This is a genomic window from Stenotrophomonas sp. 05L44_2 (genome assembly GCF_056665995.1).
In genome coordinates this window covers 1-2,814 of record NZ_JBFTNR010000553.1, presented here as the reverse complement: position 1 = coordinate 2,814, position 2,814 = coordinate 1, and the positions used below count along the sequence as shown (strand labels likewise).

Sequence of the window (2,814 nt, the reverse complement as noted above, 5' to 3'; positions counted from 1 at the left end):
GCGTGAAAGCGGCACCAGCCAGTTCGTCGAGCTGGGCGTGGCCGACCTGTATGCCAGCCTCAGTGGCACGGTCAGCACCACCCGCTGGGTGAACGTCAATGCGACCAACACCTCGGCACTGTCCGGCAGCGCGTTCTCCGGCGCGTCCGGCAACATCGGCGTGAACGTGGCATCGGGTACCGGCAACCTGCAGGCCAACAGCCTGGCATTGGCCGTGGCGCAGCCGAGCACCGGCGGTGGGACCGGCGGCGGCGAGTGATCCACGGTGTGACCGCTTTCGCAGCGAACCTGCGTTGAGCGCAACAAGCCCGGCCATCCGCCAATGGCCGGGTTCCCCCGGGGGCCCCTGTCCCTCCTCCCCCTTGGGGCAGGGGCTCCTTCCTTCTCGTGGAGAACGGCATGGCCGGTCATCGCTGGTGGTTGCGTCTGCTGCCCTGCCTGCTGCTGCTGACCAGCGCATGTGGCTGGGCAGGCGAGGTGGTGTTCAGCGGGGTGCTGCCCAATGGCGCGCTGCTGCAGCAGAAGGTGGAAAGCATGCAGGAGCGGCGTTATCGCAACCTGGTGCGGCAGCACACCGACTACAGCTGCGGGGCGGCCGCTCTGGCCACCATCCTGCGTTATGCCTACCACCTGGACACCACCGAGGCGACGGTGATCGAGGGAATGATGGGGGTATCGGATCCACAGCTGGTCAAGGAACGCGGTTTTTCACTGCTGGACATCAAACGCTATGTCGAATCGCTGGGCATGCGTGGACGCGGTTATCGCATCGATGAATCGCGCCTGCGCACGTTGCGGGTTCCTGGACTGGTGCTGATGGATGTACGCGGCTTCCGGCATTTCGTCGTGCTAAAGCAGGTGCGCGACGGGGTGGTGGAAGTGGCCGATCCGATCCTGGGCAACCGCAGCCTGTCACTGGCCGAGTTCAGTGCCGCCTGGCCGTCACGCGCCGTTTTCGTCGTGATCGGCAGCGACTTCGATCGCAATACGGTGCTGCTGCAACCCAGCGAACGGCCCAGTGCCCGCGCGTTGTATGCGCGGCAGGGACCGATCACCGACGCCGAACTGGTCGACTTCGGCTTCAGCCACGCCGACCTGTTCTGAAGGAGGCACGATCATGCAATGCCAACGTGTAGTACTCGCTCTGCTGCTGATGTTGCCGGTGTCGCCGTTGATGGCGGCAGACGGTGCACCGGGGCGAGGCCTGAAGGAAATACCYGATCCCGAACTGAACCTGATGCGCGGCCGCTACACCGTTGGCGGCAACAACGTGGCCTGGTTCGGGGTGACGATGATTTCGCAGTGGCAGGGCCCCAACGGTGCAGTGGTGCAGGGCGCGCTGACCCTGGGCATGGATTTCCGCAATGGCGGCACACCCAAGCTGAGCTTCCAGCCAAGCGTGCAGGTTACCGCCGCTGACGCACCGTTGCCGGCAACGGCAGGGCGCAGCATCGACAGTACCGGCCTGGCCAATGCCAGCGGACTGGTGCAGAGCGTGCAGGTGGCCGGCGATGGCAACACCGCACGCAACGTGACCACCCTGACCGTGCGTGACGGCGCGGTGCCGACCGCACTGGGCGATGACGGCAGCCGCATGGCACAGGCACAGCAGGGCGGGGCTACTGCCACCGCCATGCTCGATGGTAACCAGGCGCGCCTGCTGCTGCAGGTTGATGGGCAGAGCCTGGTACAGCAGTGGATCCGCAATGGCAGCGTGGGGCAGGGCATTGCCCTGGCCGGCGATGGACAGACCGCCAGCAACCGGCTGCAGCTGGAGCTGGTACGCAATACCGCGGCCAACAACCTGCCCTTGAGCCAGAACGTGGCCCAGGCGATCGGGATGAACCGCGGCATGGGCCCAGGCCAGTAACACGGCCTGGTCGGGGGGAACCGACGCACAACGCAGGTCACCGACATGCACACTCTCTACCGGCTTACTCCGCTGGCGCTGGCGGCGCTGGCGGCCACTGCCTTCGCCCAGCAGCCTGCGCCCAGTGATGGCGCCGACATGCAGGCATTGATCGCGCAACTGGAACAGCTCAAGGTCAATTACGCACAGGAGGTACGACGCCTGCGCGAACTGGACATGCAGGTGCAGGCGATGCAGGCGCGGCTGAGTGGTCGCGCAGGCCCCGGTGCGACGCCCGCTGCGCCGTTGGCGCCGGCTGCGGCATCCGCGGTACCGCCCAGCAGCGAAGGCTATGCCAGCAGCGCGGCCGAGGCACAGCAGGCCAAGCAGGAGGCCCGGCGCAGCGTGGATGACGTCAAGCAGCAGCAGGCGGCATTGTTCTCGCGCCGGTTCACCATCGAAAACGGCCTCACCTATGCGCGCTACGACCGCAAGCAGCTCACGCTCAACGGGTTCCTCGCCCTCGATGCGATCTTCCTTGGCAACATCGCGATCGAGAACGTCGAATCCGATTCGTTGACCTACAACCTGGCTGCGCGCTGGGGCGTCAGCCCCAACCTCACCTTGAACATGGACGTGCCGTACCTGGCACGGCGCACGGTCTACCAGAAAGGCGGTGCCGGCGGTGCTGCGGCGGCGATCGCGCAGGAAGAAACCAACGGCAGCGGCATCGGCGATGTCAGCCTGAGTGCCAATTACCGGCTGTTCTCCGAACGCGGCTGGCGCCCGGAGACGGTGCTGACCGGTGGCGTTACCGCACCAACGGGCCGCGCACCCTATGGGCTGGACTGGAAAGTAATCGAGCGCGATGACGATGACTACATCCGCTTCGCAGTGCCGCAGGAACAGCCGACCGGCAACGGCGTGTGGCAGGCCAACCTGGGCGTATCGATGGTGAAGACCGC

The 2,814-nt window shown here is 66.0% G+C and carries 3 protein-coding genes and 1 pseudogene; all 4 read left to right on the top strand.

Going from position 1 to position 2,814, the window contains the following annotated elements:
* A pseudogene (locus tag AC1VAN_RS17265) lies at positions 1 to 259 on the top strand (adhesin); the annotation flags it as partial.
* Positions 260 to 399: 140 nt separating this feature from the next.
* Positions 400 to 1,104, top strand: a complete 705-nt coding sequence (locus AC1VAN_RS17260) for a C39 family peptidase (RefSeq protein WP_025876073.1) — start codon at positions 400 to 402, stop codon at positions 1,102 to 1,104.
* A gap of 13 nt (positions 1,105 to 1,117) precedes the next feature.
* The gene (locus AC1VAN_RS17255; RefSeq protein WP_032975046.1) at positions 1,118 to 1,870 is read left to right on the top strand and encodes a hypothetical protein; all 753 of its coding nucleotides are present in this window, start codon (positions 1,118 to 1,120) and stop codon (positions 1,868 to 1,870) included.
* 45 nt (positions 1,871 to 1,915) lie between these two features.
* Positions 1,916 to 2,814: hypothetical protein (locus AC1VAN_RS17250; RefSeq protein WP_480986290.1), on the top strand; the 899-nt coding region annotated here is incomplete at its 3' end.